Source organism: Methanolapillus africanus (assembly GCF_032714475.1).
GTDB classification, from domain to species: domain Archaea; phylum Halobacteriota; class Methanosarcinia; order Methanosarcinales; family Methanosarcinaceae; genus Methanolapillus; species Methanolapillus africanus.
The window spans coordinates 44,329-70,475 of record NZ_JAWDKD010000013.1; the positions used below are offsets into that span (position 1 = coordinate 44,329).

25 protein-coding genes are annotated in these 26,147 nt (G+C 46.2%); 9 read left to right on the forward strand and 16 right to left on the reverse strand.

Going from position 1 to position 26,147, the window contains the following annotated elements; genetic code table 11:
* Positions 1-70: 70 nt before the first annotated feature.
* The 9 genes from mtrH to MsAg5_RS03390 all read right to left on the reverse strand — a co-directional run bounded on the left by mtrH (position 71) and on the right by MsAg5_RS03390 (position 5,849).
* On the reverse strand, positions 71-1,021 hold the full coding sequence (mtrH, locus tag MsAg5_RS03350; protein ID WP_338099207.1) for a tetrahydromethanopterin S-methyltransferase subunit H: 951 nt from the start codon (positions 1,019-1,021) through the stop codon (positions 71-73).
* 9 nt (positions 1,022-1,030) lie between these two features.
* A complete protein-coding gene (gene mtrG / locus MsAg5_RS03355; protein ID WP_338099208.1) occupies positions 1,031-1,216 on the reverse strand; it encodes a tetrahydromethanopterin S-methyltransferase subunit MtrG in 186 nt (61 codons plus the stop codon).
* A 33-nt stretch (positions 1,217-1,249) separates the two neighbouring features.
* On the reverse strand, positions 1,250-1,462 hold the full coding sequence (locus tag MsAg5_RS03360) for a tetrahydromethanopterin S-methyltransferase subunit F (RefSeq protein WP_338099209.1): 213 nt from the start codon (positions 1,460-1,462) through the stop codon (positions 1,250-1,252).
* Positions 1,463-1,492: 30 nt separating this feature from the next.
* Positions 1,493-2,269, reverse strand: coding sequence for a tetrahydromethanopterin S-methyltransferase subunit A (mtrA, locus tag MsAg5_RS03365; protein WP_338099210.1), 777 nt, complete (start codon positions 2,267-2,269; stop codon positions 1,493-1,495).
* A complete protein-coding gene (gene mtrB, locus MsAg5_RS03370) occupies positions 2,270-2,581 on the reverse strand; it encodes a tetrahydromethanopterin S-methyltransferase subunit MtrB (RefSeq protein ID WP_338099211.1) in 312 nt (103 codons plus the stop codon).
* Positions 2,578-3,447 (reverse strand): tetrahydromethanopterin S-methyltransferase subunit MtrC, encoded by an 870-nt coding sequence (gene mtrC / locus MsAg5_RS03375; protein ID WP_338099212.1) that lies wholly within the window; start codon positions 3,445-3,447, stop codon positions 2,578-2,580. Before mtrC ends, mtrB begins: the two co-directional genes overlap by 4 nt.
* Positions 3,444-4,181 carry a tetrahydromethanopterin S-methyltransferase subunit D gene (mtrD, locus tag MsAg5_RS03380; RefSeq protein WP_338099213.1) on the reverse strand — a complete coding sequence of 246 codons (738 nt, stop codon included), beginning with the start codon at positions 4,179-4,181 and terminating at the stop codon, positions 3,444-3,446. Before mtrD ends, mtrC begins: the two co-directional genes overlap by 4 nt.
* The gene (mtrE, locus tag MsAg5_RS03385) at positions 4,178-5,092 is read right to left on the reverse strand and encodes a tetrahydromethanopterin S-methyltransferase subunit E (protein WP_338099214.1); all 915 of its coding nucleotides are present in this window, start codon (positions 5,090-5,092) and stop codon (positions 4,178-4,180) included. The genes mtrD and mtrE overlap by 4 nt, the downstream gene beginning before the upstream one ends.
* 232 nt (positions 5,093-5,324) lie before the next feature.
* The gene (locus tag MsAg5_RS03390; RefSeq protein WP_338099215.1) at positions 5,325-5,849 is read right to left on the reverse strand and encodes a GNAT family N-acetyltransferase; all 525 of its coding nucleotides are present in this window, start codon (positions 5,847-5,849) and stop codon (positions 5,325-5,327) included.
* 183 nt (positions 5,850-6,032) lie between these two features.
* Between MsAg5_RS03390 and MsAg5_RS03395 the strand changes: the two genes are divergently transcribed.
* Both MsAg5_RS03395 and MsAg5_RS03400 read left to right on the forward strand, forming a co-directional pair.
* A complete protein-coding gene (locus MsAg5_RS03395; RefSeq protein ID WP_338099216.1) occupies positions 6,033-6,839 on the forward strand; it encodes a sugar phosphate isomerase/epimerase family protein in 807 nt (268 codons plus the stop codon).
* A gap of 123 nt (positions 6,840-6,962) precedes the next feature.
* A complete protein-coding gene (locus MsAg5_RS03400; RefSeq protein WP_338099217.1) occupies positions 6,963-7,256 on the forward strand; it encodes a signal recognition particle protein Srp19 in 294 nt (97 codons plus the stop codon).
* An 834-nt stretch (positions 7,257-8,090) separates the two neighbouring features.
* Here MsAg5_RS03400 and MsAg5_RS03405 read toward each other — a convergent pair.
* Positions 8,091-9,455: a M26 family metallopeptidase gene (locus MsAg5_RS03405; protein WP_338099218.1), complete on the reverse strand. Its 1,365-nt coding sequence runs from the start codon at positions 9,453-9,455 to the stop codon at positions 8,091-8,093.
* A gap of 173 nt (positions 9,456-9,628) precedes the next feature.
* On the reverse strand, positions 9,629-10,858 hold the full coding sequence (locus tag MsAg5_RS03410; protein WP_338099219.1) for a radical SAM/SPASM domain-containing protein: 1,230 nt from the start codon (positions 10,856-10,858) through the stop codon (positions 9,629-9,631).
* Between the two features lie 205 nt (positions 10,859-11,063).
* On the opposite strand from MsAg5_RS03410, the gene MsAg5_RS03415 reads away from it, so the two are divergent.
* Positions 11,064-11,486, forward strand: a complete 423-nt coding sequence (locus tag MsAg5_RS03415; RefSeq protein WP_338099220.1) for a toprim domain-containing protein — start codon at positions 11,064-11,066, stop codon at positions 11,484-11,486.
* A gap of 248 nt (positions 11,487-11,734) precedes the next feature.
* Here the strand turns inward: MsAg5_RS03415 and MsAg5_RS03420 are convergent, their stop codons facing one another.
* Entirely contained in the window at positions 11,735-12,112 is a 378-nt protein-coding gene (locus tag MsAg5_RS03420; protein ID WP_338099221.1) for a DUF356 domain-containing protein, read from the reverse strand.
* A 1,079-nt stretch (positions 12,113-13,191) separates the two neighbouring features.
* Here MsAg5_RS03420 and MsAg5_RS03425 point away from each other — a divergent pair.
* The 5 genes from MsAg5_RS03425 to aroA all read left to right on the forward strand — a co-directional run bounded on the left by MsAg5_RS03425 (position 13,192) and on the right by aroA (position 18,803).
* Positions 13,192-14,547 carry a glutamate-5-semialdehyde dehydrogenase gene (locus tag MsAg5_RS03425; protein WP_338099222.1) on the forward strand — a complete coding sequence of 452 codons (1,356 nt, stop codon included), beginning with the start codon at positions 13,192-13,194 and terminating at the stop codon, positions 14,545-14,547.
* A 20-nt stretch (positions 14,548-14,567) separates the two neighbouring features.
* Positions 14,568-15,704: a glutamate 5-kinase gene (proB, locus tag MsAg5_RS03430; protein ID WP_338099223.1), complete on the forward strand. Its 1,137-nt coding sequence runs from the start codon at positions 14,568-14,570 to the stop codon at positions 15,702-15,704.
* Positions 15,705-15,911: 207 nt separating this feature from the next.
* Complete coding sequence (locus tag MsAg5_RS03435) at positions 15,912-16,214, forward strand: hypothetical protein (RefSeq protein WP_338099224.1); 303 nt, start codon at positions 15,912-15,914, stop codon at positions 16,212-16,214.
* 397 nt (positions 16,215-16,611) lie between these two features.
* Positions 16,612-17,424 (forward strand): pyrroline-5-carboxylate reductase, encoded by an 813-nt coding sequence (gene proC / locus MsAg5_RS03440; RefSeq protein WP_338099225.1) that lies wholly within the window; start codon positions 16,612-16,614, stop codon positions 17,422-17,424.
* Between the two features lie 80 nt (positions 17,425-17,504).
* Entirely contained in the window at positions 17,505-18,803 is a 1,299-nt protein-coding gene (gene aroA / locus MsAg5_RS03445) for a 3-phosphoshikimate 1-carboxyvinyltransferase (protein WP_338099226.1), read from the forward strand.
* A 100-nt stretch (positions 18,804-18,903) separates the two neighbouring features.
* On the opposite strand, the gene MsAg5_RS03450 is transcribed toward aroA, so the two are convergent.
* From MsAg5_RS03450 to gatC, 4 genes are all read right to left on the reverse strand, one after another.
* Positions 18,904-19,368, reverse strand: a complete 465-nt coding sequence (locus MsAg5_RS03450) for a hypothetical protein (protein WP_338099227.1) — start codon at positions 19,366-19,368, stop codon at positions 18,904-18,906.
* Between the two features lie 1,088 nt (positions 19,369-20,456).
* Positions 20,457-21,878, reverse strand: a complete 1,422-nt coding sequence (gene gatB, locus MsAg5_RS03455; protein ID WP_338099228.1) for an Asp-tRNA(Asn)/Glu-tRNA(Gln) amidotransferase subunit GatB — start codon at positions 21,876-21,878, stop codon at positions 20,457-20,459.
* On the reverse strand, positions 21,879-23,297 hold the full coding sequence (locus MsAg5_RS03460; protein ID WP_338099229.1) for an amidase family protein: 1,419 nt from the start codon (positions 23,295-23,297) through the stop codon (positions 21,879-21,881). It abuts the gene before it with no gap.
* 40 nt (positions 23,298-23,337) lie between these two features.
* The gene (gene gatC / locus MsAg5_RS03465) at positions 23,338-23,619 is read right to left on the reverse strand and encodes an Asp-tRNA(Asn)/Glu-tRNA(Gln) amidotransferase subunit GatC (RefSeq protein ID WP_338099230.1); all 282 of its coding nucleotides are present in this window, start codon (positions 23,617-23,619) and stop codon (positions 23,338-23,340) included.
* 654 nt (positions 23,620-24,273) lie between these two features.
* Here gatC and MsAg5_RS03470 point away from each other — a divergent pair.
* Positions 24,274-25,797 carry a methanogenesis marker 14 protein gene (locus MsAg5_RS03470; protein ID WP_338099231.1) on the forward strand — a complete coding sequence of 508 codons (1,524 nt, stop codon included), beginning with the start codon at positions 24,274-24,276 and terminating at the stop codon, positions 25,795-25,797.
* Positions 25,798-26,147: the final 350 nt, after the last annotated feature.

Consider the following 26,147-nt stretch of genomic DNA (forward strand, 5'->3'; position numbering starts at 1 on the left):
ACGCAAAATGAAAAAGTGCCGCCATAACGCGCGCGCTCGATGGCGCAAAAAAATAAAAAGAGAAAAGAAATCAGATCAATTTTCCGATCGGCAATTTTTCTTCGCCGGTCAGCTTGATACCGAGTTCTTTGGCGTTTTCTTCGAGCATAATGTCGACCATCGCAGCGGACGGCGCCACATACTTCGCGTTTTCAATCGGCCCGTACAGCAAAAAGTTCGCGCCCAGCGTCTGTGCCACCAAATTGGTGCCGACGTCTGCCGGTAAATAATATTCTTTCGGATTCTCTTTTGTTTTCTTAAAGTCGCGAATCCAATCCCAAGCCGACGCCGTGTTGTGAAAACCGCCGCCGACCGGATAGCCGAGATGACCTTTGATGGCCGTAATGCCGCGCATGGACGCGCCCGCGCCGGATCCGAGAGGGACGGCGGCGATGTCGATGAGCGGTTTTGTGATGCCGCAGTCCTTGGCGATTTGAAGGAGGCCGCCTTTGAGGCCGGTGCCGCCCTTTTCCAGGATTTCAACTTTTCCGAGAACGGTCGGGTTGACGGCGTTAAACGCGAGAACGATCGACGCTTCAATGTCGCTTTCCACCAACGCTTGAATTTCCTTTTCTTCAATGCTCGCGTTGACGGAATTGTAAATTGCCCGGTCGCAGATGCCGATTTCGGTCGCGTACTGCGCGGCAAAAGAGCGGACGGCGCCGTCGGACGAATCCATTAAAAACGGCGCTTTGTCTTCGATGTCGACAAACCAGTCAATGTAATTTTTCATGGCCTGCGGCGTTTCGCCGACCAACTGATTGGCGCAGGCGATTCCGGTTTGATCGCAGATTTCCACTTGGTCGTTCCATAACTTTTCAGCGGCCGCTTTGTCAAAAACGCCCGTTTCCGCGTCCGTCACAATTTTGTGGCGGTTGTAAAACATGGTTCCGATAATCACGGTCGGAACTTCGCCGGGCTGGCCGCCGAAACGGACGCCGCCGATTTCATAAATTTCCTGGGGTTTGTCAAACTTAAACATAAAAACGCCTCAAATCAATAAATAAATTAAAATAAGCAACAAGCCGGCCACCAAACCGTACAGCATGCCGACTTCCCGGCCGAGTTTTCGGCCCATCCGCTGAGCGACCTCGGCGCTGACAAATTCCGCTTTTTCATCCAAGCGGTCCAACCGGCTTAGGATTTCTTCATACTCGGCTGTGATTGATTCCACCATAATAATCCTCTTTTTTTAATAAAATCCATCCTCTTAAAGCATTCCGTACGCATACAAAACCAATGCCGGAATCACAACAACAAACAAAAGCGCCAAACCAAACCCGATGGCAAACCCGGCAACCCGCGTCGCTTCGATGCCGGAATCCAATTTCAAAGACCGGGAAATCAACTGGCAGCGCATCTGAATGCTTGCCACCAAATGATCAATATAGATCTCTTCCGAATTTTGCTTCTTTTTCGCCATTCGTATCCCTTTTCGTTTGTTATAATATCATTATAAAATCAAGACCAATAATCCGAACAGAAGCAAAACCGCAATCAGTCCGATGACAAATCCTTCAATCCGTCCCGCGTGGTATCCGGCTTGGAATTTGTTGTAATCGCCGATTCCGGCCACCTTTTGGTCGACGGCTTTTAACCGCATGGTCATCATGAGCGCGGACAAACCTTCAATGCTCAGCGTCCCGGCCGCTCCAACCGGTTGTCCGGGTCCCATTTCAATGTCTGTGCCGCCTGTTTTTTCGGTGCCGTCGTCCTCTCCCTCGCCTTTAACGTCCGGCAGAAGCGGCGGCTTTGGAAAAGCGCCCGGATCATTTTGAATACATTCCTGAATCTTCTTTGAAATCGCGCCGACGTCTTCCACATTAATCATGTCGATGCATTCGATTTGTTCGCGGAAGCGCTCTACCGCCGCGACAGATAAATTCTCAACGTACGGAATCGCGCCTTTCGCGCCCACAATCCGGTTGTTGGCGATGCCGTTTTTGTGCAGCATTAAAATCGCTTCGCCGGTGATGTGTCCCTTCACTTCGGCGCCCGAAACGATCAAAAACCGGATGTTGGGGTTTGAAATGATGTGCGTCACCAGTTTTTCAATGCCCAGGTTTTCCGTTTTACAGGACCCGGAAACGGCGGCGCCGGCGTTAATCAGCGCTTCGTCGTCCAAGTGCGAACCGCACGTCACGACGGCGACGCAAGACGCCGAATCGCCCGCCCGGTATTCGCCTTTCAACATCGGCCATCCGGCTGCAGCTTCTTTCTTTTCCGGCATTTAAAATCCTCCCGTTAAAAATATCAAAATGAGAAACAGGCCGATCACGATCAGGCCGAGGACCATGCCGTAAAAAATGTTTGTAACCATGCCGGCGCCGACAGACGTCTTTTCCCGGCCGCGCCAGGAGTTGGCGAGCGGCTTATCGGGTGCGAGTGCGTTCATCAGACTGTCCACTGCCCGTTCCGTTTCATCTAATTTTTGAATCAGCGCCATCATTGAACGGTTTTCCGTCAATGTTTTTTGTTTAGAAATCACGGACGTCAGCGGATCCATAACCAGTTCCGTTTCCGGTGATATTTGAATTTTCATAATAATTCCTCTTCGGCCGGAAGCAAACCGGCTTCCCTGACCGCGTAGGCGTCTCTTTTGACCAAAGTCCAATATTTACGGTACAGCATAATGATGAAAACAATTGACATAAAGATTGTGACCAATGGTCCGATCCGGTCTCCGGACACAAAAGAAACGACGCCCAAGACCAGCATCAACAAGGATCCGTCCAGCGCCGACAGCGTCCGCGTCCGGTCCAAAGATTCGTCCGGTCCGAGATTGGCGTTGTAAGCATGGAAAATGACAAGTGCGCATCCCATAAATCCGATGGCGATTGCGCCGGTAATCAAATAAGTTAAAATATCGATGGTCGCCGTCTCTCCGAATATGGTGACGAACGACGCGTAAAAGCCGAGCATGCTGCCGGCGGTGACTTCAGCCATCCGGATTTCCATGGACGGGATTTTAAGCCCGATGACGTGGTTGACTAACCAACCGCCGATCCAGCCGATGGCAACCGCCAACACAAACCCGGCGATCGGTCCCCACAACCAGGAAATCGACAGCCCAAAAAGCGCCGCAATCATGCCCATGCCGACGCCGTACATGCCGACTGATGGCACACCGGTTCCCAGGCCGTATTTCGCAATCTTTCGAACGTTGTCGGCCGCCCACAACAGGGCAAGAATCATACCGGCGCCGGCCAAAAATGAAAAGGTGACGGCGGGAACGTAAGCGCCCCAAATGTTCAAGATCAAGCGTGACAGCGCAACCGGCAAGTAAATGCCGGCGAACGCGCCGATGATTCCGATGGCGGCAACCGTTTTGTGCGGCAGGAATTTTTTCGTTTTGCCCGGCGGGTTTTCAGACATGGCTGCGCCGTTTGGCGTCGCATTCAGGCTCATATAATTCCTCCGATGTTGGCGACAGCCAAAAGCGCGATCATGCCGCAAATAAATGTCATGACGGCGGACACGGCGACGGCTTTGGGCCATTTTTTAAATTTTGGGTCGTGGAAGCCCTCAATGGTTCCCGCGATGTTGTACGACGCAATCACGGCGTTGATGAAGAAAAGGGCGATCGACAGCATAACGGCAATCGAAACGGCGGTGGTCGGCGCAAACAAATATCCGAGGCCGGCAAATATGAAAATGACAATAAAAATAAGCGCGCCGCCGACGCCGCCCAAAAAGCCGCCGATGACGCCGCTGATGAAACAAATGGTCGGAATGCCGTGTCCTTCGGTTCCTTTGGACACGTAAATGTCTTGCCGGTCTTTGGTGACCGGGTCCCGCTGGAGTTTTCCGGAAACGGGCGTGCAGCCGACGCCGTAAATGTAGGTGATATTGGCCATGTACATCACAACCGCAATCATCAAAGCGGAACCGACCGCGCCTAAAAACAGACTCAGCCAAAGGCTGTCTGAGAAAAGGACGACCGTCGCCGATACCAACAAGCCGGTCAATCCGGCGCCTGCGGCGAGCTGCGTTGTTCCTGTGCCGACGCCGGTGGCCTGCGCCATGGCGGCCGGCGCGCCGCCGACCGGGATAAAGTGAACGCTTAAAGAAATGAGAATGCCGCCGATGGTGATTAAGACGGATAAGATGAGTATAACCAATAACGCAAATGATTCAATCATTCAACCATCTCCGTTTTTTCTTCTTCTCGGTACGGTCCGAATTTTTTGCGCGACGATTTTTCCAAAACACGGTTCGCGGCGAACAGGAACAAAACGATGAGCAGTCCGGCCAAAACGCCGGTCCATCCGATGATGTTGCCGTATGCCGGATTGAATAAAAGAACAATCCAAGACGTGATAAAAATGACTGCGCTGAACGTAATTCCGGTTGCCGGTCCGCCGAATTTGGCGCAGAACCAAACGTTGTCAAATCCGGAACGTGTACCGGATTCGGCTTTTCGGACAATGTTTCCGGAATAAGACGCGTTGATGCCGGCGCCGAATTCCATGTTTTGGAACAGTCTTTCCGCACCGTAGTGAACGTCTCCGATGGCGGATCCGATGGAACCGGCGGAAATGCCCAGCAAAAACGCAATGATCGGCAGCGGAATGGGCGCTTTCAGATAGGTGATCATCAAGTAAGAAATAATCAGCATCGAAACGGTTGTTAAAAATGAGTAGGCGGCAATGACCGGTAAATGGGACCGTAAGACGTCTAAATAAAACGGTTGTTTAAACCGGCTTTGACTGGCGATTCTGCCCATAAACGACGTGGCGGCCAAAACCGCGTGAATCGCAGCGGCCAAAATCGCGCCGAAAACAATGGCAAAAAGGGCGGTCATTCCGAAAGCGCTCATCAAAACCGTGGCGACAACGCCGCCGACGGTGCACATCATGGCGTTTGAGAGCGGTTCGCCGGAAATCGCTTTGTTAAACAAGCGGTGTGGGTATCCCATTTGGGGCGCCAGCTGCACCTGCGAATTCGGGTTGCTTTGGGAACCGACGTCGGATTCCAAATCTTCGGACCAGCCGGCCACAGCGGCCGCTGCACCCGCCAGCGCCAAAAATCCCATGCCGATCAGTGGATCCATTTTCCCCTCTCTGTTCTGTGAATAAAAATGATTTAAGTAAAATTATTTGGTTTAATTTTTCAAATTTCGTATGAAAAAGTTCTTCTCTTTATAAGTCTTCCGAGGCTCGAGCCAAATTTCTCTATTTTTATAAACAACATTTTAAAAAATATGTCACAAATCAGAAAACTAAAAAACATATGGCAAATCCGAAAACTGAAAAACATATGAATTCAAAAAATTAAAAAATATATTACAAATCCAAGAAAAACGTGAACGCTCTTTTGGAAAATCCGTAATGTTCATAGAATGCGTGCGTCTGTTCCCGGTGGAAGTTGGCGTCCAGTTCGATGGATTTGCAATCCTTCTCTGCTGCGTATTTCTTAAGATGGTTCAGCACCGCTGTGCCGATTTTTTGTCCCCGGACGTTTTCATCCACCACAAAAGTTGAGACGTAGCAGATGCGGCCGGCATGGTAATAGTTGTTGGCGACAATTCCGGCAATGAATCCGACGATTTGATTCCGGTTATTATTTTGATTGTTATTTTGATTGTTATTTTGATTATTATTTTGATTATTGTTTTGACTTTTGGAAACGGCGCAAAATGAAAAATCAACGGGAGACGTAAGCGCCCGGTCAAAAACCGGTTTGAGTTCTTCTTTTGAGTCGTTGTGGTCTGGCCAAAGCTGCCGGAGCAGCGGAAAGATCTGATCGAAATCATCCGGCCGCGCCGCTCGGATTTCTATGGAAACCGGGTTGACAGTGTCGTTTGTCATTTTTATTTCTCTTTTTTCCGATGATGTGTGATTTTAATTTGTATTTTTAATTGAAAAAAGATTTGTATTTATAATTTATATTTTTAATTTGTATTGTATGTGTCATTTTCATTTGTATTTTGATTATTCTATACTTATACATAAAAGACAAGGTTTAATTATTTTTAACATCTTTCAGACGTTATGAAACTCGGCGTCTCTACCTTTGCGGGTCCTCTTTCCGATTTATGTGAAATTGCGGATTCCGTTGAACTTTACATTCCGAAAATGAACCTTTATGAAGGCCGCGTTCTTCAAAAGGACCGCGTCAACACATTTTTGGATCAATTTTTCTCATACGATTTGCCGGCGACCGCACACGCGCCTTATTATCTCAAATCGCTCGAATATCCGGTGGATTTATCGGTCGACATGTCTCAAATGTCGAAAAAAGATTTTCAGCTGATGAACGAATCCATTGACATTGCCGCGCTGGCCGGTGCGGACATTTTGGTGGTTCACCCCGGCGTCATCACCGATTCGTCCAAAAAATCATTCGGGCGGATGATTCACAACTTGAAAATTTTAGCCCAATCCGCCGAAGACGCCGGCGTCATGCTGGCGCTTGAAAACAAAGAAAACACGGATCCGATCAATCTGTGCTGCAATGCGCAGGAACTTTTGTCGGCCGTTCGCGCCGTCGATTCCGAATACTTGGGCGCGGCGCTCGACATCGGTCATGCGAATCTGACTTGCGGCGGCGACCAAACGAAGCTGGCCGACTATGTTAAATTGTTGTCCCCGGATGTCGTTCACGTTCACGTCCACGACAATTACGGCAAAGATACAGGTTCTTACGGCGGCGACGAGCACATGTGTCCGGGACGCGGCGTGATTGATTTTTCCGTTCTTAAAAATTTGGGCGACTACGACGGCGTTTTTAACATGGAAGTTTTTTCAGTGGAAGAAGCCGCTGAGGGAAAAGAGTTCCTATCCAAAGTGCTTTTGTGAACGTCGGAAAATGAAAGAAAAGAAATAGTTTATTTATGGGTTCGGACAATTTGGTATTATCATTTCAGATTTTAATTTTATTTCAAATCAATTTCAAATCAATTTTAATTTCGAGGCTTATTTATGATGATGAAAGACATAGGAAAATTGGTTGTCTGGCCTGCTTATTTGGATAAAGAAAAGACAAAAGCGGAAGGACGAATCATTTCCAGAAAAAGCGCTGTCCAAGATCCCAAAGCGGACGAAATCTTAAAAGCCGCGCAAAAACTCGGAATGGAGCCGGAATTGGAATCCGACAAAGCTTACCCGCGCGCCTGGTGGGAAAAAAGCGGACGCATTATGATTGCGAACACGCAGCCGAAAACGGCAGCGGTTCGGCAGATTGCGGCGCAAATTAAAAAGGCCAGAGGAGAATAATTCTCTTCTTTTTTTCTTTCTTTTTTGGATTTTCTACATTTTTTTTGCGATGCGCCGCCGCGCGCGTTATGGCGACACTTTTTCTTTTTGCGTTTTTAAAATCGTGTGGGCGTTTTTATTTTCGCTTTCAATGAAACTATCCCGAAGTTCATTTTCTAATTTCAAGCAAGCCCTCCCGAAAGATCAACCGAAAAATTCCGTCGCCTCGCTAGGAATTTTTCAAGGGCGGTGTAAGTCTGTTCTTAATATTCGCTTCGCGAATAGCTCCCTTCGGTCGCGGAAATCTAATCTAATTAATTAAAGATATCTAGCAAACCCTCCCGAAAAATCAAACGCTTTGCGTTTGATTTTCTCGGAATCCGATGAAATGGGATTGGGAAATAGCAACTGCAGGTGCAATCAGAATCGTAAACAGCAGGTACATATTGGAACAAGAATTAACTGTATTTTTGGAAACGGTGGGTGCAAACTGCAATCTAAAAACAGTCAACTGCAGGTGCAATTGGAATTTAAAAAATAGTTAACTGCAGGTGCAATTATAATTTAAAAATAGTTAGCAGTAGGTGCAACTCAGTATTGGTAATTGGAATGCATCTTACTGATCGGATTCCGCAAAATACAGACGCAAAGCGTCTGATTTTGCGGGATGTTTTGCATGAACATTCAGAACAAGCAAAACCAAACTTTCAGCGACCGAAGGGAGCCGTTCGCGTAGCGAACTCACTAGAAGCGGACTCCCACCGCCTTTGAAAAATTCCTAGCGTAGCGACGGAATTTTTGCGTCAGAATTTGCGGGACGGTTTGCTTGGCTCGAAAATAGTTTCTGATTTCAAATCATCCGTTTTTCGGCATCAAAAATGATGTGTTTGCAGATGTTTCCGGAAATCCGGTCAAAACCGGCAGCTTATCATTTTCTTTCGGACCCATCGTCCAAACGGTTGTGTCCCAGCCGGTCCAAATCGAATTTGGATACGTGTTCCAAACGTCTTTTGAATTCACTTTTTGTCCGTTTTTGGATGCAAACCAATTTGTGTCGGTTCCTTTCCAATAACAGCAACCAGTAATTTGGCTGTTTTCCGCATTGCCGGCAATGTGTCCGGTTTTAAAGTAAAGTTTGAATTGAGCGGCGGCAAAAGAAATTTCCGGGACGCTTCTTCTCACTTCTTTGTTCAATGCCGTGCAGTTTGTGATCGTCGTGTTCGTACAATTTCCGACAATTCCGCCGGTGTATCCGAGGCTTGTTTTGTGTTTGACGGTTGCCGTTGTGTAACAGTTTTCAATCGTTGTGTTGTAGCAGCCGCCGACGATTCCGCCGACATCCGCATTTGTATAATATCCTGTTTCATAAGCATCGGAATCGGTGACAAAAATTCCATCTGAATAACAATTTCGGATTGTTATATTCCCGCTGGTTGCGGCAATTCCGCCAAATGTTCCGGTGACATTGATTGTGATATTTGTGGCGGAACAAGAATCGATAGAACTGGTGTGATTGGAACTGACGTAATCGGTTCCCCCGGTGATTCCGCCGGCCCATCCGCCTTCAAAAGATACATTGTCAACATAACAATTTTTGATTTTGTTTTCAACATTGTGTCCCACAATTCCGCCGTTTCCAAGACTGGTCATTTTTGAATCAACGGCAGTGCAGTTTATGACGTCGCCTCTGAAACCGTGGCCGATTAAAAGCCCGCCGACAAAACGTCCGGAAACGGTTGAATTTCGGACGGTGCAATTCTGAATCGTTCCGTTAGAAAACGTACCGGACAACACGCCGGCATAAAAATAACCGCCGTTCACGGTCGCATTCTCAAAATTCAAATTTGAAATCGTGCTGCCAATGGCATCGGCGAAAAGCCCGGCTCCGTTTTGTTCTTCATCGTCAATATACATATTTCGGATGGTTTTGTTGTTTCCATCAAAATTTCCGGAAAAAACCTCCCCCCAATATCCGCTGATCGGCTTCCATTCCGAAAAACCGGCTTCTTTTAAATCCAAATCATTCATCAAAATGTAACTGGCAGACAGATTGTTTCGGATTTCGTCCAGTTGCCCGGCGGTTGCAATTTGGTACGGATCTTCCGCTGTTCCGGAACCGCTTCCGGAAAACGGCGTGTCGGCGGCGGCGACTCCTATGAATGCGGTGCAAATCAAAAGGAGAAGGAAGGATAGGAAAATGAATCGCGATTTATTTTTCATAATTTAAAAAGAACACTTTCAAAATATATGTCTTTTTGTCATTTTTTGTTTTTGTGGCGCGCCGCCCCCCGTGCGTTATCGCAATCGTTTTTAAAAAAAGTCGATTAAAAAAGGGCTCGGTTTTTCAACGAAAATCCGAGCCCGTATGTTATTTTTTTCATTTTTTATTTTAATTATGATTTGACCTTTTCCTTTTCAGCATCCTTTTCTTTATTTTTCGGTCCCACATAATACGGCAATTGCGCATCTTCCGGAATCGTGTGGATGTATTTGGAACGGAAATCCTTGTCCCGCATAAGGCAAACCATCGATTGCTTCTTGTAGGCCGGGAATTTGCCGATATTTTCCCAAATTTCGGCGAGCGGCTCGTCTTTGACGTTTCCGAAGGAAAGGGGCGTGTACGGGCACGGCAAAACGTCTCCTGTGGAAGCAACGTGCATCCAGCGGCTGCCGGCGAAACAGCCGAACATGTCGGGGCCGAGCAGGTACGGGAGCGCGGAAACGCGCGGACCGCCGGGCGTCGAGTTGATTCTCTTGTGGAATTCTTCCAGGCGCTTGGCGTCGACGCGGGTAATTACTTCGTCTTCATGGCTTTTCCAGTTGCCGACGGCGATAATTCCGGTCATGGACATTTCATCCATGCCAAGATCGGTGGCGAGCGCGTACAGCTCTTCAATGTTGTCGATGTTGTACGGCGAAATCGTGAGATACATATCCGTCATGATGCCGGCGGCTTTGGCGTTTTTAACGGCGTTGATCGCGTCGTCGAAAGCCCCTTTGCGGCCGCGGAATTTGTCGTGAACTTCCGGATCGGCGCTGTCAAAACTGATTTTTACGGAATTGAGACCGGCGTCTGCAAGGGCTTTGGCACGCTCTTCGTTGAGCCGGAATCCGGATGTGAACATCGAAACCGTTGTTCTTTCTTTGTCAATTGCCGCGACGATCTCCGGCAAGTCTTTGCGCAGCATCGGCTCGCCGCCGTCGAGCGTCACCAAGTAAGTGCCCATGTCCAGCGCCTGGGAAATGGCGCCCGTGATTTGTTCAAACGTCATTTCATTGTTCGGCTGCATCATGTCGGCGGCGCCGCAGTGAATGCATTTGTTCGGACAGCGCGGGGTCACGCCGATGGAAAACTGGTCCGGGGTTCGTTTTTTGAAAAGCGAGAAATTGATTTGAGAATGAATCATGCGGCTGAAAACCGGTCCCGGAATCGGCGGAATCCAGGTGGAAAAGATAATTTCGTCGTCCGTGACTGAAATCGGTTTTTCTTCCTGAAACACCTTGTTGATCCGGTCGACCACCGGTTTGGCGGCCAAAGCGAGCGGTCCGGTCGCGTCAAAAACAACTTTTCCGTTGACGACTTCCGCATTAATTTTAACAACTTTATAATCGTAAATTTGCATTGAATTTCTCCATTTTTATTGACTGGTTAATAACATTTTTGAATTTATTTTTATTTATTATGGTATTTATTATGGTATTTATTATGATGAACCTTATTTTTGATATGAGTTTTTATATTTTGTGTAATACTGTCTTCATTTTCAGGGTCTTAGTATAAATACGATACTGTAAATCTTTTATTTTCATCCGTTTTGAGGAATATATATGCGAACAGACAGGCGAAAAGAGGCTCTTTTGGCGTTGGAAGAGATTTTAAGCGCGCTTTCAGAGAACGCCGCTCTCGGTTCCGTGATCGTCGTCGAAGGACGGCGCGACGTCCTCTCGCTGAAAAATCTGGGCATTTCCGGCGACATCCGGCCGTGCGCGTTTGAACCGTCGGCGGCGTTTTGCGAAACCATCGCGGAGTCCGGCAAAGACGTGATTCTTTTAACGGATTGGGACCGGCGGGGCGGCATCACGGCGGCGCGTTTGGCCGACCAATTCAAAAATTTGGACGTCAAGTACGATTTGACTTTTCGGGAAAAGATTCTCTTTTATTCCAAAAAAGAAATCAAGGACGTTGAAAGTCTTTATTCTTACGTCCGCAAGCTTCGGCAGGAATTTTATCCGGAATCCGAATCCGATTGAACCGGCAAATTGAAAGTATAAACAGTCAGAAAACCAAAACAAAAAAGAACAAATAAAAACACCCACGGATTTTAAAAAACGCAAAACGAAAAACCATTGCCATAACGCGCGCGCGTGCCGGCGCACAAAAAACAAAATACAATAAAAAAACAATAAAAATAAACGAAAGCTGAAGCAAAAAACGGTCAAAATAATGATGAAAAACGGTCAAAAAGATTAAAAATGGAATAAAAAATCCATTTCTAATATTAAGTGTCTTCCTTCTTCGGTTTGATCGCGTTTGTGAATTTGCGGTCAAAGTCCGGGAAGTTGCCGTAATTGTTCATCAGTTCGTCGTAAACTTTCTCGTGCCGCGGACTGATGATGATGATATGGGCCGGCGGATGAATCTTTTTCAGATTGCTGATGGCTGCGCCCGGCGGGGTGTCCAGCTGGACCAATGATGCGGAACAGCATTCATTTTTGAGCGTCACGCTCATCACGTTCATCAAAATCTGGTCGGCGTATTTTGTTGCGATATTCTTCGGACTGTCACTGAATTGCATATGTCCATATGTTTCAAGGTCATGCAATGCGATTTTTACTTTGTCAGGGTCATCTGCTCGTATTAAAGCGAAAGATTTCATTTTTATTCCACCACATGTTACATTTTTAATTGAATCGGAGAACTATTTTTTCAATTAACCGATTTTATCGTTTTTGTTTTTGAACTGTTTTTGCCGTTTTCATCCGTTTTTTTGCATCGTTTTTGGGTTCTGTTTTTCTCTCATCGTTTTTAATTGAGATTTTCGATTCGTATTCTTGTTCATACCTTTATTAATATTATTCCCATTGATTCATTTTATAATCAAAATTTTATTCTTTGTTATTTTATTGAAATCCGTTGGAAATAAATTACTCACCGAATTAAGTTTTTTTAATTCTTTTTTGATTTAAAAAACTTTGTTATTTCTCATAAATTATTGTTTCATATATTCAAATTCAAATGTTTTTAAACATTGTGTTTTTATTTTATTGTTATGTTTGTTTTTATTTTTATTGTCATTTTTTGACATTATTTTTATTAAATCATTCATAATTAAATCGAACATGAACCCGCCGGCGCGTCTGAAAAAATACACTATTCGCCATCAAGTTATACAAATAACTAAAACTGTCAATAAAATTGTTTCATATTCGGAAAAATTATAAAAGTTAATTTTTTCAATTTGGAATAATTAAGCATATTATTATAGATATGCTCCTTTATAAATATTATTGCTATAATTATACCTTTTTTGTTTACAAAGCCACATCGGTGGACTCAATTAATTTGGATAAAAACACATCAAAGGTTGTTTTATCTTTTATTTTTTTTTATTTTTAAGCCAACGTCTTGTATTTTCAGGGGAAAAATCATGATTCATAACTTATTTATATATCGCTGACAACTCCACAACGAAAACAACTGTATTATTGATCAATTTCAAAAAGTTTAATTCATTATGCGGAATATTTTTTCAAAAAATTTGATGTTCATGACAATCATCTAAAAATTATTTATTTTTATGTTTCGTTGACATATTCATTTAGTATCATGTTTTATTCTAGTTATTCGATTTATTGTGTTGTATTCATTCAAAATATTATTTAAATTGAAACTGAATTTATTATTTTAATTGAAACTGAATTTCTATCTGAAATCAACCAAAACCGGGAATCATTTATGGAAGGCACAATTGAGGAGAAGGCTTATGCGGCCAAGCGGGCGTCCGTCCATTTGGCGAACGTTTCGACCGATGTGAAAAACAAAGCATTGAAAATGATGGCGGACGCGCTTTTAAACAACAAAGACGCCATTATGGACGCCAACCGGAAGGATTTGGAAGAAGCGGAGAAAATGAAACAAGACGGCCAATTATCGTCGTCGCTTTACGACCGCTTAAAGCTCAGCGACGCCAAGTTCAATGACATGGTTTCCGGCGTGTCCGACGTCGCCAAACTGGAAGACCCGGTCGGAAAAACGCTCGCAACCGTTGTTTTGGACGAAGGCTTAACGCTTTATCAAGTCAGCTGCCCGATCGGCGTGATCGGCGTCATCTTTGAAGCCCGCCCGGACGTGGTTCCTCAAGTTATGTCCCTTTGCCTCAAGAGCGGCAACGCAACCATTTTCAAAGGCGGCAGCGAAGCCAAGAACTCCAACCGCGTTCTTTTTGACACGCTCATCAGCGCCATTTCCCAAATTCCCGAAATTCCCACAGCCGCTTTCCATTTGGCGGAAAGCCGCGAGGACGTCGCCAAAATGCTCGAGCTGGACAATTCCATCGATTTGCTCATTCCGCGCGGCTCCAACGATTTCGTCAAATACATTCAAGATAACACCCGAATCCCCGTTCTCGGCCATTCGAGCGGCATTTGCCACGCGTATGTGGACGAGAGCGCCGACATCGAGCTGGCGAAAAAAGTGTGCTTAGACTCCAAGATTCAATATCCTGCCGCCTGCAACGCCATTGAAACGCTTTTGGTGAACGAAAAAATCGCCGGCGAATTCCTGCCGCAAATGGCGAAATTATACGCCGACAACGGCGTTGAACTGCGTTTGGACGACAAGTCGGAAACAGTTTTGAAAAAATCGGGCGCCGATTTGAGCGGCGCAAACCTTCAGAAGGCAACCGAGAAGGACTGGGACAGCGAATACAACGATTTAATTCTTTCCATAAAAGTCGTCGGTTCCGTCGATGAGGCGATTGACCACATCAACAAACACGGGTCGCACCACACCGATGTGATTTTGTCTCAAAATAAACAAAACATCAACCAATTTACAGGATTGGTCGACTCCGGCAACGTGATGGTGAACGCGTCTTCCCGATTCTCGGACGGATTCCGGTACGGCAAAGGGGCGGAAGTCGGCATCAGCACCAACAAAATCCATTCCCGCGGACCGGTCGGCATGGAAGGCCTCATGATTTACAAATACATATTATCCGGCAGCGGACAAGTGGTGGCGAACTACACCGGCATCGGCGCCAAAAAATACATGCACAAGCGGACAGATGAAAAATACTGCCGGCTTCAATAATTACGCGAGATGAAACTGAAATGTCTGAAATTGACCGAAAAGACCTCTTTGAAAACTTGTCCCGCGTTGTGATTAAAATCGGAACGACGTCGATTACAAACGACGATTCCACCGTCAACACCGTCTTTTTAGACAGCGTCGCGTCTCAAACGGCCGGTTTAATCGCCGCCGGCAAAGAAGTGATCATTGTCACATCGGGCGCCATTGGCGTCGGCTTGCTGATGCTTGGCATTCCCACAAAACCCAAAGAAATTCCGGCGCGGCAAGCAGCAGCAGCTGTCGGACAAGGCGAGCTCATGCGTTATTGGAGCGAAGCGTTTCATCATTACGATACCAAGGTCGCCCAAATTCTGCTGTCCTACGACTTTTATTCCGACCGGGTCAAATACCTGAACCTCCGAAACAGTATCGGCTCTCTTCTCAGTTACGGCGTGGTGCCGGTCATCAATGAAAACGACAGCACCTGCACGAATGAAATTGACACCGTTTTCGGGGACAACGACCGTTTGTCGGCCATGGTCGCCAGCAAAATTGAAGCGGACTTGCTCATCATTTTGTCCGACATCGACGGCCTGTACGACAAAAATCCGAAGGTTTATCCCGACGCGAAACTGATCAGTTTCGTCGAAAAAATTACGCCAGAAATCGAAGCATACGGCGGCGACCCGACCAGTATGAAAGGCGTCGGCGGCATGCGCACCAAACTCATCGCCGGAAAAATTTGTGAAAAAGCAGGTTGCCACATGGTGATTGCCAACAGCCAAATCGACCGCGTGATTGAAAAAGTGGTTGCCGGAGACAACATCGGCACGCTCTTTTATGCGGCCGAGGAAAATATTTCCAATAACAAAAGCCGCTGGATTTCTTTTTCAAAATCCGAAGGAACGATTTCCGTGGACCGCGGCGCCATGGACGCCGTCATCAAAACCGGCGGTCTTCTGCCCAAAGGCGTCAAAGGCGTTTCCGGGGATTTCAAACGCGGCGACATTGTTTCAATCGAGTGCGGCGGCGCCGTTTTCGCCAAAGGCATTACGGATTACGACGCGCAAGAGATTGACAAAATCAAAGGCGTTCACACGGACGATATTGAAAAAATTCTCGGACACAAAGACTACGACAACGTGATTCGAAAAGAGAATATTGCGTTGTTGGATTAATTTATCCGATTCTCTTTTTTCTTTTTTCTTTTCTCTTTTGAACTGAATACTGTGTCGTGCTGCACCTATCTCTTTTTTTATTTTTTTTGAAAACGATTCGTCTCATCTTTTTTTATAATATGTGATTCAATAGATTCTGAAAAAATATAAAAAGATATTTTAAGGAAGGCGCAAATCTGTTTTTAATCCAAAAAATGGTGATTAAAAATGACGACTGATCAAAAACCCCTCCTTCAAACGCCCGAAAAAATATTGTTAATCAACCCCTCTGAATACAGTATTCAGGAAACATATGCCGATTCGGATTTTAAAATCTTGAAGTACATGTTCGACCGGTTCGCCGTCGAAGTCTGCGTTGACCGTGAAAACCGCCTCGTCGGTTTTAAAAAAATCAATCAAATACCCGATCCGGGCGATTGGGTTGATTTGGCAAAGCAATTCGAAGAGGACATGGAACGGTTTTTTCCGGAAGAGGTCTTGCATGAGTCTTCCGATGTGGAAATTATCTGAGAGTGATCACCGTGTTTTACGCTGAAAAGATAAGTCCCGAATTAAGATTCGGAGATATTGTGACGGGTTTTGTTCATGTTGTCCCGAAGCTGAATACAATTCAATCCTTCGTTTATGCTGGGCATGACGCCCTTCCGACATATCAGCTCAAATACAAAGACAAAGAATTAATCACAAATTGTTATATGGTTAACTTTAAGGATTCAATTCATGTTTATTCCGATGAAATCAACCGAAACAATCAAAATTTAAACAAATGTAAACATTTGGAGTTATCTGTTCAAACCAGAGAAGAACTCAGAAATAAGATTTCATTTTTTTATTCAAGAATACCGGATGAAGATCAAAATATGGGAACAGGTTTTGTTCCCCCTGTTTCAATTTAAGAGGAATTTCAATGAAACTCAACGAACAAAAAATCGGATTTTTAGGCGCCGGCAAAATGGCGTCGGCGATCATTCGCGGACTTTTGAAAAGCGGCATTTCCAAGGAAAACATTTGCGCCGGTGAAAAATATGAACCGTCGGCGGAAGTCGCCCGAAAGGACTTCGGCATTTTCGTCACTGCCGACAACGCCGAAATCGTTAAGCGCTCCGACGTTTTGATTATCGCCGTCAAACCCAAAGACATTGCTGAAGCGCTCTCGACCGCCGGTCCGACCGGTCAAAAATTGTTTATTTCCATTGCCGCCGGCGTGACCACCGCAAGTTTGGAAGAAATGATCGGCAAAGACGCGCGCGTCGTCCGGGTGATGCCCAACATTTGCGCCACCGTTCTTGAAAGCGCGACCGGCATCTGCCCCGGAAAAAATGCAAGCAAAGAAGATGTGGCGTTGGCCAAAGAAATCTTTTCAACCGTCGGCGTCGCGATGGAAATCTCTGAAGACCTTTTGGACGCTGTCACCGGTCTCTCCGGAAGCGGTCCGGCCTACATTTTCCCGGTCATCGAAGCCATGGCCGACGGCGCGGTTTATGCCGGTCTCGACCGGAAAACGGCGATGATTCTGGCGGCTCAAACCGTCATCGGCGCCGCCAAAATGGTGATTGAAACCGGCGACCACCCGGCCGTTCTCAAAGATATGGTTTGCTCGCCGGCCGGAACCACCATCGTCGGTATTCAAACGCTTGAAGAATACAGCGTCCGGGCCGCATTTATGAATGCGGTGATCGACGGCGCTGAAAAATCCAAAGAAATCGGCAAAAAGAAATAATTCAATTGTTTCTTTTTCCCCTTCTGTTTTCATTTTTTTCTTCTAAAACCTTTATAATCTTTCAGGGTTTTACGGAAAACATGATTGTTTCCGTTCAAAAATCTGTTTTATCGGGCGAAGTCAATGCGCCCGCTTCTAAAAGTTATACGCACCGGGCGGTTTTTGTGTCGGCTCTGGGAACTCGAAAAGCGCAGCTGTCCAATTGTTTGATTTCGGACGACACGCGCTCGACGATGAACGCCTGCCGGCTTTTCGGGGCGCGCTTTGACGAAACGCCGGACACGATTTGCGTTTCCGGGTTCGGAAATCATCCGAAAACGCCGGACGAGGTCGTCGATATCGGCAATTCCGGAACAACATTGCGTTTTATGACGGCGCTGTCGGCGCTTTGCGATGGTGAAATCGAATTGACCGGCGACGCGTCGATTCAAAAACGGCCGAATGTTCCTTTGTTGTCCACGCTTCAAAAAATGGGCGCAGCAGCTTATTCTAAAAATGACAACGGTTGCGCGCCTCTCATTGTCCGCGGCAAAATGAAACCCGGCAAATATTCGATCGACGGCGGCGTCAGTTCTCAATTTGTTTCGGCGCTTCTGCTCACATGCCCGCTTCTTGACGGTCCGACCGAACTTTTGATCGATGGAGAACTCAAATCAAAACCGTATGTCGACATCACGGTGGATGTTGCCCAAAAGGCCGGCGTTCAAATCATTGAACAGGGCGGCGCAAATGGGAATATTTCATACCGCATCGCCGGTAATCAGCATTATGATTTGGGCGATTATACGGTTCCCGGCGACTTTTCCTCCGTTTCTTACGTTTTGGCGGCGGCGGCGCTCATTCCGGGATCGGATGTGTCGGTCAAGAATATTTTCCCGTCGGCGCAGGGCGACAGCGCGATTATTGATATTTTAAAAGAAATGGGCGCCGATATTGTTTGGGACAAGGAAAAAGGTGTTGTCCGCGTTGTCCATTCCGGAAAAAAATTGACCGGTATTGTCGTCGACGCCGGGAAAACCCCTGATTTGGTTCCGACGCTTGCGGTTTTGGGTGCGTTTTCCGACGGCATGATGCTCATCCAAAACGCGGAACATGTTCGGTTTAAAGAAACGGACCGCTTGGCGGCAATGGCGGCAGAGCTATCGAAAATGGGCGCGGATATTATTGAAACCAAGGACGGATTAATTATTTCCGGGCAAAACAGCCGAATCAAAGGGGCGGCCGTTCACGGATGGGACGATCACCGGATTGTGATGTCGCTTTTCGTCGCCGGAATGATTGCCGGCAACACGGTGATTGATACGGCGGAATCGATTCGGATTTCTTATCCGTCTTTTTTCGAGGATATGAAAAAAATAGGCGCGCGTGTTGAAATATAATTTTTCAACATGAATTTTGCATCGAAAATTCATATTATCTCAACAAAATACGACGAAAAACAGAATCAAAAACAAAATATGAACGAAAAATAAATTCGACTCATGAATTTTCTTTTTTGATGTCGTCCATGATACTTTTGACAATCCGTTTTAAGTCTTCTTTTGTCATTGAAAAGTTTGTCTCCCCATTGAGAACGATCTTCTTATCCGAATTGCTGTAATAATCTAAAAAACTGTCCAATGCGATTCGGACGACATAAGATTTATTTTTTTGAGTCACCAAGCACAGCTCTTCCAACTCTTTATCCAAAAATTCACTGTAGGATACCGATATTTTCTCGCGCGGGGAGTTATCGTCTTGGTAAAGTTCCGCCAATTTCGCGCAACTGAAATTGGGATCATTTTCGTAAACGGAAAGTTTGCCGATAAACATCGACACGGAAACGTTGACGATATCTGAAATAGATGAAAACTCGCTGGTTTTGATGAGCTGGTTCATCTTGTTCAGAAATTTTTGGTTCACCGTCAAAGAAATGGAGGTTTTCCTGCGCTTTGTCGCACTCATATATTCTATTGATATTTTTTTAAAATATTATCGTTTTTGCTACACATCTCTCCTTTTGTTTTTGATAAACATATATGTGATATTAATATGAAATGTTTATATAGAAATGCTATGTATTCATCATTCTATATAATTTATCTAATATCGCTCGGCTTTTGATATTAAAATATTGAAGGGGTGAGCCGTTACAAGCGATGTGTGGGTTGAATGAAATCGCTTCTGTTTTCGAAACGTGTTGAAGAATAGATTTGTGCATTTCCAATCCATTCCGGTTAACATAAATGTTTTCGGTTTCTCATCAAAACAACACCCTTTCTCCTTCCCGGTTTATTTTAAAATTCAAAATTCTTTCAAAAAACCAAAACGGATGACTATGTCAGTTATAAAAATCGTTCGCCGGCGGGTTCATTTCAGAATTGCGCTGTCCGTCAAAGAAAACAAATATTCCGTCCGAATCAAATTCTTGGTCTTGGTTTAAACGACCGGGAGTGTTTTTGAATCAAACTTGAATTTGTGAACCCGATTCAACCGTAAAGAATCGTCCGATCAAAATTTATAAATTCATTCTTATACGCCGCTTCTGTCCGGTTTTATAATCCTGTAAAACCGGACAAAGCCGGATCGACAGCAGCAAAAATATCAACAGCAGTGCTGAATTTCAGAATTTTGTTTTCAACCCGGAAGTGAACTTCCATCAGACCATTTTCGGATGAAATCAAAATAATAAAAACGAAAAAACGAAGAATCTATACTCAACCCAAGACCGGTGAAAACACCGGTCTCTAACTTTTCTATTTTCTCTCGGCGAGTGGCTGCGCGCGCGTTATCGCGTTCATTTTTGTATCATTTTTTGGAACCGGGTCTGCCTTTTTATAATTTTTCTTTTGTTTCCGGCTCTGTTTTCATTCTTTCAAGCTTGTTGAAAACAGAGGACACAAATCGGAATCAAAAATCAGAGGTGCAGTTTCAGAATTATAAAAAATGATGGCGATAACGCGCGCGTAATGCCGCCGGAAAGAAAAAAGCAGAAGCAAAGAGGAAAATAAAAAAAGAGCAAAAAAAATAAATGGAAAATAAAGACGGATTCTTTATTTTTCCAATTCTTTCAAAACCATTTCACGGGCTTGCCGTGCGTCGGCTTTTCCTTTGGCTTTTTGCATGACTTTTCCGACGATGAAGTTGAGCGCTTTTTCCGTGCCGGCTCTGTAATCGGCGACGGCGTCCGGACTTTCTGCAATGGCTTCTTGTGCGGCTTTGACCAAGAAATCGTCGCCGACCATCGACAGGCCTTTTTCGGCAACAATTTGATCCGGTTTTTTGCCTTCGTCCAAAAGGGCGCGAATGACGGTCACACCGCTTTCGTCGCTGATCTTTTTGCAGCACACCATGTCAATCACGCAGACGACGTCGTCGGCGTCGCAAGCGGTCACCGGCATGTCGCGGTAGTTGAGTTCGCCTTTTACAACGTCGGCCACCCAGGATGCGGCGACTTTCGGGTCTACTTTTTGAGCGACGCGCTCAAAGAGGTCGGCAAATGCTTTTTCTGAAGTCAAACCTTTGGCGTGGGCGTCGGAAATACCGTATTGCGCCACAAACCGTTCGCGTTTGGCGTCCGGCAGCTCCGGCATTTTCGCGCGGATGCCTTCCACTTTGTCGCCGACATACATCGGCACCAAGTCGAAATCCGGGAAATAGCGGTAGTCGTCGGCCGTTTCTTTGACACGGAGGCTGATCGTCACGTTGCGGGCCTCGTCGTAGTGGCGGGTTTCCTGAACCAACGTTTTGCCCTTGCGGACGGCGTCTTTTTGGCGCATAATCTCGTAGTTGATCGCCTTTTCAACGGATTTGTGCGAAGAAATGTTTTTCACTTCCACACGGGTGCCGTGGTAAACGGAAACGTTGGCGTCGGCTTTCATGGCGCCTTCACGGGAGCCGTCAAAGACGTCCAAGTATTCCAGGATGCTTCTGAGCTTGTCGAGGAACCGGCGGGCTTCTTTGGCGGTTCTCATGTCCGGCTCGGTCACAATCTCCACCAAGGGCATGCCTGAGCGGTTAAAGTCGATGATACTGCCGGTGGACTTTTCAATCGTTCCGAAGTGCGCCATTTTGCCGGGGTCGTCTTCCATGTGGGCGCGGCGGATGCGGACGGTTAATTCGCCGTCTTCGCCTTCGATGACCACATGTCCGTCTTTGACGATCGGTTTGTCAAACTGGGTCACCTGGTAGCCATTTCCGAGGTCCGGGTAGAAATAATTCTTCATGTAAAAGTCCGTTTCTTCGGAAATTTCCGCATTGAGCGCGAGTCCGATTTTGATGGCGTACTCGATGGATTTTTCGTTCAGAACCGGCGTTGTTCCGGGCAGGGCCAAACAGCCGGCGCACAGGCAGGTGTTGGCTTCTTCATCCGTATAATTGGTGGTACAGCCGCAGAACATTTTGGTGTTGGCTTTGTTGAGCTGGACGTGGACTTCAAGTCCGATCATCACTTGGTCCGGGTTTTCGTAAACCATTTAGATCACTTCCGGGTTTTTGACATAATCTGTTTGTTTTTCAAACGCTTCGGCCGCTTTGAGCACGTCGGCGTCTTTGAAGCTGCTGCCGATGAGCTGCATTCCGACCGGCATTTTGCCGGCAAATCCGCACGGGATGGAGATGGCGGGCAGACCGGCCAAATCAACGCCGGCAATCGCGGGTGAAAAGGCGCTCATTTCGCCGGCGCAACCGGCGCTGCAAGCTTCTCCCATCGGCGGCGCCGTATTCGGGGTTGTCGGGCAGACCAAAAAGTCGTATTCGTTCAACGCTTTTTCAAGTTCTGAAACGATGACGGTTCTGGTTTTGAGAGCTTTCACATAATAATCCTGATATTGACCGACGGTCAGCAAGTGAACGCCGAGCATGATTCTGCGTTGAACGACCGGGCCGAACAAGCCGCGGGTTTTGGCAATCATGTCGTGCCAGTTGTCGGCCGCGACGCGCGGTCCGAACCGGGTGCCGTCGAATTTGGCCAACATGGCGGAACTTTCGCCCGCAAAGATGACGTCGTGCGCCGCCATGGAATATTTGGTGCTCGGCAACGTGCATTTGCTGACTTTAGCGCCGAGTTTTTCAAAGACGGAAAGCGCTTCGTTGAAAGCTTTCAAAACGTCCGGATTGACATTTTCCAAATATTCTTCCGGAACGCCGATTTTGACGCCTTCCAGCGGTTTTTCTTTGGCTTCAAAGTTGATCTTGTAGCACATTTTTTCCGGCAGGGACGTCGTGTCCCGGTTGTCGTGTCCGGAGATGGTTTCCATCACTGCGGCGACGTCGGCCACCGTTGTTGCCGCCACGCCGATTTGGTCCATGGATCCGCTGCAGTAAATCAAACCAAACCGGGAAACGGCGCCGTAACTCGGACGGAATCCGTAAACGCCGCAGTAGGACGCGGAGACGCGCAAAATGCCGCCGGCGTCGGAGGACAGCGCGACCGGCACCTCGCCCGCACTGACAGCGGCCGTACAGCCGCCGGACGGACCGGCTTTTTTGGTTTTGTCCCACGGGTTTTTCATCGGTCCGTAAGCGCTCCCCGCGCCGAGGATACCGAATTCCATCATGTTGGCTTTGCCGAGCAGGACCGCGCCGGCTTCCGTCATGCGGTCGATGGCGAATCCCTCAAACGGCGGGACGTAGCCTTTCATAATTTGAGAAGCGCACGTGGTTTCAATGCCTTTGGTTGAAAAATTATCAGAAACAATATACGGGACACAGCAAAGGGTGCTGTCTTTCCCGCAGCCGCATTGGCATTCGCCTTTGGAGGCCGCAACGGCCGCATCTGAAACTGTAATGATTATGTTTAAGTCGTCTTTTTTGATTTGATCAAGGCTGGAAGCAATTGTTTTTTCACGACTGCTTGCGGCCGATTTTTTAAATTCCGAGATATCTTTGACCATTTTATTCCTCTTTTTATTTTGAGTCTTTTATTTTTTATTTTTAAAGAATTTTCGGGATTTTAAAAGACGTTTCATAGGTGTCGGGTGCGTTTTTCAGCGCTTCTTCAACGCTCATGGATGGAACCACGACATCTTTTCGAACGATGGTGTTCATCTTCGAGGGGTTGACGGTCATTTTGACGCCGTCGGTCGGGGCGCCGCTGAGGATGGCATAAGAATCCATCTTTTGATTGAGTTTGTCGCAAAATTCGGGAATTTCCCCATCTTTGACGGCAATTCGAGCGCTCCATGCTAAAGTTTTCGTCTCATCTTTTTGAATCATACAATTCCCCCTGAACGCCGGTTAAAACAGGCGAATTCGGGTTTTGGTTGTTTTAAATAATACTAATTTTAAGTGTAACAGTTATCCAATAAAACATTATCTATCTGCATAAAAGTCTGTCATGATTATTAATCGAATCGGTTTTATGTTAAATTTTTTAAGTTTGAATAAAAGTCAATTCAAGACCCTGACAAAAAGATCAACTTTTGAATTCGGCAAAAAATAGAAAATGTCTGATTTGTAATAATTGTTCACATAAAATATAACTAAAACACATAATTCAAAAAAGCAAAAACAAAATAAAATGAAAATTGAAAAGCAAAAAGATCAAAACAAAAAACAAGAAATAAGTAAAACTGAAAATCAATAAATCAATGATGATTTGTTTTTAATTTCATCGAATTCGATGGAATTAAAATTTGAATGATTAAGCATTCATTCTTTCGCTTCTGTTTTCAATGTTACGGAAATCCGTCACATTAGAATTTGTTAAATATTTTTTTGAAAAATATATTGATTTATTTCATCTTTTGTTTGAGATAAAATTAAATGAACAGAGGCTTTTACATAGTTGAGTTAATTCCTTATTCATTATTTTCATTCTTTTCATTCTTTCCGTTCTTTCTATCCCTATTAAAATCAAAACTGAGTCAAATGTCAACGCCCGAAATGATTTACAGCCGGTATCTCGGTCAAAAATTCACGCCGTCAGATTCTTCTTTCGTCGTCGCGTCCGTTGAAGTCGGCAACACGACGACCAAATGCATTTTGACGGCGGCGGATTTGAAAACGGGAAAGACTGACCTAATCGGGAAATACGTTTGCCTCACGCGCGACGCCCGCCCGCCGAATCCGGATGAAATCGTTTTCGGTGAAACTATTTCCGGCGTCCGCCTGACCCGGCAATCGCTGGCGGAATTGGTTCGGGACACGGTTTTCAGCACGCTTTTTGAAAACAGAATGACGGTGGACGACGTTCATTTTGTGGTCCGTTCGACCGGTGTGACAAACGGCGCCGCCAACCATGCGGCCGCCGTTCAAGTTGATTTGGTTCCGGATTACATGGGAACAGTTGTTCAAGCCTTGGCGGACGGCTGTTTAATGGCCGGTTTCACGCCCCGCAAAATGACCGGTTATTTGAGTTTGAACAAAATGCCGGAAAAGCTTCAAGCGTATTCGCTTTTGGACCGCGTTTACTTCGACGGCGCCGTTGCCGGCGTTTTGCCGCCGAAATGTTTTGCCGAAAATATCATTTCCAATGAAATGGAAGGCGAGCTGGCCGCCGCTGGCCTCAAAGAAGCCGGTAAGCATACCAGTATTGATTTTAGAAATCCGTGTCTGGCGATCGACATGGGAACCACGCTGTCCGGCCGGATTATCGGCAATGAAAAGCCGTACGCCAAAACGCACGGCAACTTTTGCGGCTATGCCGGCGCCGTTTCTGATTACCTGATTCAAAAAATCGACGCGGAAAAACAAAGCGCGTTTGAGCTTTTCGGAATGGATGAAAACCAACAACCGGTTTCGTCCGCGTCGCCTGCGGCATCCGCGCCGTCTTCAAAGCCTTCTTCTTTTTTGTCTCGATCATTTTTATCGTCTGTTCCTTTTTTATCATCGCCTGAACGCCGCGGCATCAAGTCTGCGCAAAATGAAATTCGCTCTTTGATTAATGTCATGGAAGTTCCTGAAAACCGGACGCAGTTTGGTCCTTTCTTGGTGAACCCGGCGGCTGCCAAAAAAAGCGGTTTTACGCTCATCGGCTGCGACGTCGGCGAAAATGGATCCGACCTGTCCGCGCTTTCCGATATCGGTTATTCGGTCTATGAAAACTATGGATTTTCGGCGGTTTCGGATTTGATGGACGAAGTCATGTCGGACATCGCTGTGGATTTGGTAAAATGCGTCATCGACGCGGGACTTCTCTTTGACGGTGCGACGATCGGCATTACGGGACGCGCCGGAACGACCGGTAAAAAGCCGGATCTGATTCTTCAAAAAGTGAGCCGCATGATCCAATCTCCCGAAAAAAGAATTTTATTTGCCGAAGACGGGCTGGCGCGCGGCGCGGCCGTGATGGCGCGGTGCATGAATTCTCTGGGCTGTCCGAAAAATCCGCTCGGCGGAAACAAAGGCGGCGGCTGTATTATGGCGGAACGCAAAAGGTTCCAGCAAGTTTGATTTGCGGTGAGCGGCGTCGCGCGCGTTATAGCGACACTTTTTCTTTTTGATTTTTTAAAACTCGATGGTTGTTTTTTGTATATTTCAAGCAAACCCTCCCGATTAAATCAGACGCAATTGCGTCTGATTTAATCGGAATCTGATGAATTGGGATTGGGAATAGCAACTGCAGGTGCAAATCGGATCAGAAAATACCTGTATTTTCAGAAACGGCTGGCAAATTGGATTAGGAAATAGGTGTATTTTCAGAAACGGTTGGTGAATTGGATTCGGAAATAGGTGTATTTTCAGAAACGGTTGGTGAATTGGATTCGGAAATAGGTGTATTTTCAGAAACAGTCGGTGCAACT

Bases quoted from the DNA above. Each gene is read 5' to 3' on its own strand.
- MsAg5_RS03420 (WP_338099221.1), bottom strand. From the start codon at position 12,112: ATGAAATCTTTCGCTTTAATACGAGCAGATGACCCTGACAAAGTAAAA.
- MsAg5_RS03470 (WP_338099231.1), top strand. From the start codon at position 24,274: ATGTCAACGCCCGAAATGATTTACAGCCGGTATCTCGGTCAAAAATTC.
- mtrG (WP_338099208.1), bottom strand. From the start codon at position 1,216: ATGGTGGAATCAATCACAGCCGAGTATGAAGAAATCCTAAGCCGGTTG.
- MsAg5_RS03410 (WP_338099219.1), bottom strand. From the start codon at position 10,858: ATGCAAATTTACGATTATAAAGTTGTTAAAATTAATGCGGAAGTCGTC.
- mtrB (WP_338099211.1), bottom strand. From the start codon at position 2,581: ATGAAAATTCAAATATCACCGGAAACGGAACTGGTTATGGATCCGCTG.
- mtrH (WP_338099207.1), bottom strand. From the start codon at position 1,021: ATGTTTAAGTTTGACAAACCCCAGGAAATTTATGAAATCGGCGGCGTC.
- mtrE (WP_338099214.1), bottom strand. From the start codon at position 5,092: ATGGATCCACTGATCGGCATGGGATTTTTGGCGCTGGCGGGTGCAGCG.
- MsAg5_RS03450 (WP_338099227.1), bottom strand. From the start codon at position 19,368: ATGAGTGCGACAAAGCGCAGGAAAACCTCCATTTCTTTGACGGTGAAC.
- MsAg5_RS03405 (WP_338099218.1), bottom strand. From the start codon at position 9,455: ATGAAAAATAAATCGCGATTCATTTTCCTATCCTTCCTTCTCCTTTTG.
- gatB (WP_338099228.1), bottom strand. From the start codon at position 21,878: ATGGTTTACGAAAACCCGGACCAAGTGATGATCGGACTTGAAGTCCAC.
- MsAg5_RS03360 (WP_338099209.1), bottom strand. From the start codon at position 1,462: ATGGCGAAAAAGAAGCAAAATTCGGAAGAGATCTATATTGATCATTTG.
- MsAg5_RS03390 (WP_338099215.1), bottom strand. From the start codon at position 5,849: ATGACAAACGACACTGTCAACCCGGTTTCCATAGAAATCCGAGCGGCG.
- MsAg5_RS03435 (WP_338099224.1), top strand. From the start codon at position 15,912: ATGACGACTGATCAAAAACCCCTCCTTCAAACGCCCGAAAAAATATTG.
- proB (WP_338099223.1), top strand. From the start codon at position 14,568: ATGTCTGAAATTGACCGAAAAGACCTCTTTGAAAACTTGTCCCGCGTT.
- gatC (WP_338099230.1), bottom strand. From the start codon at position 23,619: ATGATTCAAAAAGATGAGACGAAAACTTTAGCATGGAGCGCTCGAATT.
- proC (WP_338099225.1), top strand. From the start codon at position 16,612: ATGAAACTCAACGAACAAAAAATCGGATTTTTAGGCGCCGGCAAAATG.
- MsAg5_RS03460 (WP_338099229.1), bottom strand. From the start codon at position 23,297: ATGGTCAAAGATATCTCGGAATTTAAAAAATCGGCCGCAAGCAGTCGT.
- MsAg5_RS03425 (WP_338099222.1), top strand. From the start codon at position 13,192: ATGGAAGGCACAATTGAGGAGAAGGCTTATGCGGCCAAGCGGGCGTCC.
- MsAg5_RS03415 (WP_338099220.1), top strand. From the start codon at position 11,064: ATGCGAACAGACAGGCGAAAAGAGGCTCTTTTGGCGTTGGAAGAGATT.
- aroA (WP_338099226.1), top strand. From the start codon at position 17,505: ATGATTGTTTCCGTTCAAAAATCTGTTTTATCGGGCGAAGTCAATGCG.
- mtrD (WP_338099213.1), bottom strand. From the start codon at position 4,181: ATGATTGAATCATTTGCGTTATTGGTTATACTCATCTTATCCGTCTTA.
- mtrA (WP_338099210.1), bottom strand. From the start codon at position 2,269: ATGCCGGAAAAGAAAGAAGCTGCAGCCGGATGGCCGATGTTGAAAGGC.
- MsAg5_RS03395 (WP_338099216.1), top strand. From the start codon at position 6,033: ATGAAACTCGGCGTCTCTACCTTTGCGGGTCCTCTTTCCGATTTATGT.
- mtrC (WP_338099212.1), bottom strand. From the start codon at position 3,447: ATGAGCCTGAATGCGACGCCAAACGGCGCAGCCATGTCTGAAAACCCG.
- MsAg5_RS03400 (WP_338099217.1), top strand. From the start codon at position 6,963: ATGATGATGAAAGACATAGGAAAATTGGTTGTCTGGCCTGCTTATTTG.